The organism is Helicobacteraceae bacterium, assembly GCA_031258155.1.
Taxonomy (GTDB): Bacteria; Campylobacterota; Campylobacteria; order Campylobacterales; family SZUA-545; genus JAIRNH01.
Genome location: JAIRNH010000069.1, coordinates 1 through 6,794, shown reverse-complemented (window position 1 = coordinate 6,794; position 6,794 = coordinate 1). Strand labels below are relative to the sequence as shown.

The following is a 6,794-nucleotide window of genomic DNA, read 5'->3' as shown; positions in this document are numbered from 1 at the left end:
GCCCCCCCCCCCCCCCCGCATTCGTTCTTAATGCGGTAAAAATAAGCGTATCGCGTCCCAAAACGCCGTTTGCGCTAGATAAGGCGCGCCGATGGCTAACTTAACGATCGGATCGTCCGTTCAGACGAAAAATTTCAAAACGGCGAAGGTTATTAGAGAGCTTGGCGAAGGCGGGCAAGGCAAAGTTTATGAAGTTGATTACGGCGGCGAGCGAAAAGCGCTCAAATGGTATTTTGGCAACCGCATTCGCGATCGCAAAAAGTTTGCCGAAAATCTGGAAAACAACATAAAAATAGGCGCGCCCACCACCGCTTTTCTCTGGCCTGAGGACATAACCGACCCCGCTCGCGAAACGTTTGGCTACATTATGGCGTTGCGCCCGAAAGAGTATGCGGACTTTTCAAAATTTCTAGTCGGCAAGGTCGCCTTCTCGGGCTTGACGGCAATGTGCAACGCCTCGCTAAATATCGTCGCCGGTTTCAGAGAGCTTCACAATAAAGGCTACAGCTACCAAGACCTCAACGACGGCAACTTTTTCATCAACCCAAAAAACGGCGCGGTTCTTATCTGCGACAACGACAACGTATCCGCCTTCGGCAAAAGCAGCGGCATAGCGGGCAAAGCGCGCTATATGGCGCCCGAAGTAGTCAAGGGCGGCGATCCAGATACGCAATCCGATCGCTTCTCGCTTTCGGTGATACTCTTTTTGCTCTGGGTAAATAGCCACCCGCTAGAGGGCAAAGCCGCTTGCCCGCCCTGCATGGACGCGAAAAACGAAAGACGAATCTACGGCGAAACCCCGATCTTTATATTCGATCCAAATGATTCGTCAAACCGCCCCGTTCAAGGGTTGCACAGAGGCGCGATCGCGCGCTTTCCGCTTCTGCCAAACTATCTTCAAGAGAAGTTTATCAAGGCGTTTAGCAAAGAGGTAATGGGCGATCGCCTACGTAGAATCATAGAGCGCGAGTGGCTTCATCTGTTTATTAGAATGCGCGGCGAAGTGTATAAATGCGCTTGCAACGAGGTATATTTCGCGGACCCCGTAACGCAAAACGGTTGCCATAAGTGCGGCAAAAAAGCGCCGTTTTTTGGCTATATAAAAACCGCTCGATACAACCTGCCAATCCACCAAAGAACCAAACTCTACGCCTGCCACAGCCACAAAGACGACGACGATTTTCAAACGCAGATCGGGCAAGTTATAGCCGAAAGCGCGGGCTATAAGCTGCACAACCAATCTGAAAAAACGTGGCAAATCGACCAAAACGCGCTTGAGCCCAACAACGCGATCGCCCTGAACAAGGGTTGCAAAATCGACTTTGGCGACTCCAAAGCGGAAATCATCTAAACAAGGAGCAGAGATGTCGTTATTAGACAAAGTATCAATCCCCAGACGGACAATGACGTTGTTCTTTCTCGTCGATTCTTCGGGCAGTATGGACGGATCGAAGATCGGCACGTTGAACTCGACGATGGAGGAGGTAATCCCCATGTTGCGCGAGCTATCGGAGGAGAACGCGGACGCGCAAATCAAGATCGCGGCGCTGGAATTTTCGGACGGCGTGCGATGGCTTACGCCCTCGGGTCCCGTAGAACCCGCGAACTTCCGTTGGAATCCCATCTACGCCAACGGGCTTACCGATTTCGGCGCGGCGTGCCGCGAACTGAACGCGAAGCTCTCCGCCAAAGCGTTTATGAGCGAGGCGACAGGCTCTTACGCCCCTGCGATCTTTCTGCTCTCCGACGGCGTTCCGACGGACGAGTGGGAGAGCCAGCTAAACGCGCTCAAGCAAAACAATTGGTTTAGGGCGGGCGTTAAGGCGGCGGTGGCGATTGGCGGCGACGAAACCGATTACGACAATTTGGCGGAATTCACAGGCTCTCACGAGGCGGTCTTGACCGTGCATAGCGCCGCGGCGCTGAAAAAGGCGATCAAGTTTGTCAGCGTTCGCGCCTCCCAAGTGGCAAGCAGAAGCGCCGCCGCGGGCGCTTTTACCGACGCGCAAAAGCAAGACGAGCTTAACGAGGCGTTAGGAGAGTTCAAGGTAGAGGTCGCGCAAGACGGCGGGGACGAGTGGTGAAAAACGATTATCAATCGTTCGCCTACACGACGATCGGCTCCAGCCACGAAAAAGAGGGCAAGATATGCCAAGACGCTTCCGCGCAGTATTCAAGCGGCGCGTTGCGAATCGCGGTCGTATCGGACGGGCACGGCGAGGCAAACTCGTTTCGTAGCGACAAGGGCGCAAAACTTGCCGTCGCGTGCGCGATTAAGGCGATAAGCGATTTCGTCTCCCAATGCCCCAAGCCGTCCGATCGCGAGACGCTCTCGGCGATGATCGGATCGCTTTTGAAAAACGTCGTCCTCCTGTGGCAATACGAGGTGGAAAGCGACCACGACAAAAACCCTTTTACCAAAGAGGAGCTGGACGGGTGCGACGAAAGACATCGTAAAAAATTCGAGGGCGGCGACGAAGCGTTCAAAGCCTACGGCGCGACGCTGATCGCCGCGGCGATTGCGGAAAACTACTGGTTTGGATTTCAGATAGGCGACGGGAGATTTACCGCGCTCTACGAGGACGGAACATTCACGCAACCCGTGCCGTGGGACGATAGGTGCTTTCTGAACGTTACAACCTCGATCTGCGACTACAACGCGAACGACCGCCCGCGCGTCTATTGCGATCTCGCGTCCGAAAGCAAGCCGCCCGTCGCGCTGTTTTTGTGCAGCGACGGCATAGACGACAACTACCCTGTAGAGGACAATGAAAAACACCTTTATAAGCTCTATTTGCAAACGGCTATCGCCTTCGCGAACGACGGTTACAGCTCCACCTGCGAACAGATTAAAGAGTTATGCGACTCCTTTGCGAAAAAGGGCAAAGGCGACGACTCCAGCTTGGCGATCCTCGTCGATATGAAGCGGATCAAGGATAGCGCGCAACGAGCGAAAGCGAAGCTAGAAGCGCAGAAACCGCCGCCGCCTAAACCCGCCGAAACAACGTCGAGCGAGCCAAAAGTAATTGCGCTGAAAAAAGAGGCGCCGAGCGATCCTAAAGCAAGTCAAACCTCGAACGCGCCAAAAAACGGCGCTAAACCAAATATCGCCTCAGTTACGCCGCGACAGCGCGAGGGGCAGAAAGCATACGAGATTTTTGCCCTGAAAATAATCGCTCTTTTAACGTTGGCGGCGCTAGCGCTTTTTGCGATCTATATCGCTAAATCGCCAAAAGACGCGCAAACATTGGAAATCGCGATCGCCGCCGGCGATCGCGAGGAAACAAACGCAAGCGCCTCGGCAGACGACGATCGCGACAATTTAGCGGACGCAAACGAAACGCAAAACGACGAAACAGACGACGAAACCGATTGCGAGCAAACGATCAACGCCAGCGACGATCGCGAGGAAGCAAACATTAGCCCCGAGAACAACGAAACAGAAGACGATATAACGCCAAACGCAAATGAAACGCAAGAGGTCGAAGCGGATAACGAAACTAATCGCGAGGAAGCAAACGCAAGCGCCTCGGCAGACGGCGATCGCGACAACGTAGCGGACGCAAACCAAACGCAAAACGACGAAACAGATGACGAAACCGATCGCGAGCAAAACGGCGGCGACAGATTCCCGTCGCCATTCGACGGCAATTTACCCGATAGCGTGTAAAAAAATGGACGCGTCTTTTGCGGAAACGATTCAAACGATAGTAAAACGCTATGGCAAAGAGGCGTTGGATAATTGCGCAAAATACGAATCCTATCTGCCGACGGAAGCTAGAAAACGCTTCAGCAAAGAGCGGCATATACTGCATATAGCGATCAAAATGGGCGCGGCAAAAGATATTAGAGAGTCCGAAAATCTAGCGCAAACCAAGCGTGAATTGGTTTTTCGCCTAAAGGATCAGTTTTTTATCGCGGCAAATATGGGAAACGAGACGATCGATCTGCTAGCTTACGTTTTGCGAAACGACAACTCGCTAAAAATTACCGCCGCGAAACCGACCTATGCCCAAACCGCGCCGATCAAAAGTAAAAAATCGCGGCAAAAACCGCTGATCGCCGTCGCCATAATCGCGGCGCTCATAATAGCCGCCTATTTTTTATTTGCTTTTCGATCCGCGCAAGAGATTCAAGAATTTGAAGAACCAAATCTGCCAAAAGCGATTCTAGTATAACAAGGAGACAAAATGGATTCAGGGTTTATATCGATTACGCAAAAGCTAGTATCGGAACAAGGCAAAAACGCTTTGCTCGATCCGAAACAATACAAAGCGTTTTTAGGCGATTACGCCAAGGGCGAATTTAAGAAAGAACGCCATCTACTAATAGTGGCGATCGAAGCGGGAGCGGCAAAAGAGATCGTAAACGCGAGCGATCTAGAAACTTGCAAAAAGATTCAGGCTCGTCTTCTAAAAGACGAACGCTTTATTGATGAAACGGCGGCTTGCGAAATCGTCGATCTATTAGCGTTTGTTCTGCGCGGCGATCAAAATAAGTCAATTATTCAGAGCTCGGCAATTGTTCAGCCAAAGCCAGCTATTCAAAATGTCGCGATCATTCAGCCAAAAGCGGCTCAACAATATGTGTCGTTACCAATGGCTCAAAATGTTCAAAATAGCAATTTAATATTACTAACGTCCTTGCAAGCTGAAAAAAGTAAAATAACTGACCATTGTAAACCCACGCTTCGATCTTTTATGAAAAATATGGACGACAGTTACTACAAAGCCGCCATTTTAAAAATGCGCGATTTTGAGGAAGTAATCGAGCGGCGAAGCAGGGTAATTGAAAACAACAGATCCAAGGTATCAGATTATATTGATCGCGGAGTCGCATATTACTATCTAAACGGAGTCAACAAGGCGATTGCCGATTTCACACAAGCAATTGCTATAGATCGGGACGATGCGATAGCATATTCAAACCGCGGATATGCCTATATCAATTTAGGCGATTATGATAAAGCGATCGCAGACTATACAAAAGCGATTGTCAAAACTCCTAGTTACTCACATGATATATTTTTTGCATATCGTGGAATCGCTTATTTTAATTTAGGCGATTATGATAAAGCGATCGCGGACTTCGGCAAATCAAATAAAATTGAAGGGGATATTTTAGATGAAATACGCTTTATTGGCGCGCTTACTAATTGCATCGCAGGCAACTATAGCTATGCGATTGCCAATCTTACAGAAGCGATTCAAAACAATCCAAAGCGCAAGATCGGTTACATTGCTCGCGGATTTGCTTACTATAATTTAGACGATTTCAGCAAAGCTATCGCCGATTATAATCAAGCGATTAAGCTCGATCTAAACAATGCGAACGCTTATGTTGGTCGCGCGAACGCTTATTATAATTTGGCTGACAAAAGCAAAGCTATCGCCGATTATAATCAAGCGATTAAGCTCGATCCAAACGACGCGAATGTTTATGTTAGTCGAGGGGTAGCTTATATTGACTTAGGCGATCTAAATAGCGCGACGAAAGACGCGCGCAAAGCATGCGAACTAGGTAATTGCGAGTTCTTGCTATATATGGGACAGAATAATCTGTTGCGAGACTGATTAAAACAAATCAAAAGGAGACAAAATGGATTCAGGGTTTATATCGATTACGCAAAGGCTAGTATCCGAACAGGGCAAAAACGCTTTGCTCGATCCGAAACAATGCAAGGCGCATTTAAGCGACTACGCTAAAGGCGAATTCAAAAAAGAACGCCATCTACTAATGGTGGCAATCGAAGCGGGAGCGGCAAAAGAGATCGTAAACGCGAGCGATCTGGCGACTTGCAAAAAGATTCAGGCTCGTTTTCTAAAAGACGAACGCTTTATTGATGAAACGGCGGCTTGCGAAATCGTCGATCTCTTAGCGTTTGTCCTACGCGGCGATAATAGCCAATCGATCGCAACGCCGCCAAACTCGCAATACGCTTCGCCATCGACTTCGCAGTCGCAATACGCGTCTCAGCAAAGCGCTTATCCGCAATACGCGCCGCCGCAACAACAGTCCTATCAGCAGAACGGATATCAGTATCCGCCAAACACGTCGTATCCGCCGCAAAGTCAACAGATAAAATACATCGGTTTTTGGGCGCGACTGACGGCTGATATTATCGACAACGTTTTGCTGTTTGCGATCTTTTTTGCGCTATTTTTTATAATGGGCGCTATGGGCTTTTTTAATTCAATGAGCGATAGCGATTTTGACGCGCCCCCATTTCAAGCATTCGCAAACATTGTCGGTATGGTTGTCGCGTTTATTTACGCAATAGCTTTCTGGGCGACCAAACAAGCCACGCCGGGCAAGATGATATTCGGCGCAAAAATTGTCGATGCTAAAACGCTTGGCAAACCGTCAGGCGGGCAGCTTGTGGGCAGATATTTTGCCTATATTATTTCAGCTATTCCGCTTTGTTTAGGGTTTCTTTGGGTCGCGTTCGACAGCCAAAAACGCGGTTGGCACGATATGTTAGCGGGAACGCTTGTGATAAAAGCGTAATAATAAGGAGACAAAATGGATTCAGGGTTTATATCGATCGCGCAAAGGCTAGTATCCGAACAGGACAAAAACGCTCTACTCGATCCGAAACAATACAAAGCGTTTTTAGGCGATTACGCCAAGGGCGAATTTAAGAAAGAACGCCATCTACTAATAGTGGCGATCGAAGCGGGAGCGGCAAAAGAGATCGCAAACGCGACCGATCTAGAAACTTGCAAAAAGATTCAGGCTCGTCTTCTAAAAGACGAACGCTTTATTGATGAAACGGCGGCTTGCGAAATCGTCGA

7 protein-coding genes are annotated in these 6,794 nt (G+C 49.3%); all 7 read left to right on the top strand.

What is annotated here, in order from left to right:
- The first annotated feature begins 91 nt into the window (after positions 1-91).
- Positions 92-1,351 carry a protein kinase gene (locus LBF86_09515; GenBank protein MDR0665735.1) on the top strand — a complete coding sequence of 420 codons (1,260 nt, stop codon included), beginning with the start codon at positions 92-94 and terminating at the stop codon, positions 1,349-1,351.
- A gap of 13 nt (positions 1,352-1,364) precedes the next feature.
- The gene (locus LBF86_09510; protein ID MDR0665734.1) at positions 1,365-2,084 is read left to right on the top strand and encodes a VWA domain-containing protein; all 720 of its coding nucleotides are present in this window, start codon (positions 1,365-1,367) and stop codon (positions 2,082-2,084) included.
- Complete coding sequence (locus LBF86_09505; protein ID MDR0665733.1) at positions 2,078-3,670, top strand: protein phosphatase 2C domain-containing protein; 1,593 nt, start codon at positions 2,078-2,080, stop codon at positions 3,668-3,670. Before LBF86_09510 ends, LBF86_09505 begins: the two co-directional genes overlap by 7 nt.
- Before the next feature lie 4 nt (positions 3,671-3,674).
- Complete coding sequence (locus LBF86_09500; protein ID MDR0665732.1) at positions 3,675-4,178, top strand: hypothetical protein; 504 nt, start codon at positions 3,675-3,677, stop codon at positions 4,176-4,178.
- 12 nt (positions 4,179-4,190) lie between these two features.
- The gene (locus LBF86_09495; protein MDR0665731.1) at positions 4,191-5,573 is read left to right on the top strand and encodes a tetratricopeptide repeat protein; all 1,383 of its coding nucleotides are present in this window, start codon (positions 4,191-4,193) and stop codon (positions 5,571-5,573) included.
- 25 nt (positions 5,574-5,598) lie between these two features.
- A complete protein-coding gene (locus LBF86_09490; protein MDR0665730.1) occupies positions 5,599-6,507 on the top strand; it encodes an RDD family protein in 909 nt (302 codons plus the stop codon).
- 15 nt (positions 6,508-6,522) lie between these two features.
- Positions 6,523-6,794: hypothetical protein (locus LBF86_09485; GenBank protein MDR0665729.1), on the top strand; the 272-nt coding region annotated here is incomplete at its 3' end.

Bases quoted from the DNA above. Each gene is read 5' to 3' on its own strand.
- LBF86_09515 (MDR0665735.1), top strand. From the start codon at position 92: ATGGCTAACTTAACGATCGGATCGTCCGTTCAGACGAAAAATTTCAAA.
- LBF86_09510 (MDR0665734.1), top strand. From the start codon at position 1,365: ATGTCGTTATTAGACAAAGTATCAATCCCCAGACGGACAATGACGTTG.
- LBF86_09500 (MDR0665732.1), top strand. From the start codon at position 3,675: ATGGACGCGTCTTTTGCGGAAACGATTCAAACGATAGTAAAACGCTAT.
- LBF86_09495 (MDR0665731.1), top strand. From the start codon at position 4,191: ATGGATTCAGGGTTTATATCGATTACGCAAAAGCTAGTATCGGAACAA.
- LBF86_09490 (MDR0665730.1), top strand. From the start codon at position 5,599: ATGGATTCAGGGTTTATATCGATTACGCAAAGGCTAGTATCCGAACAG.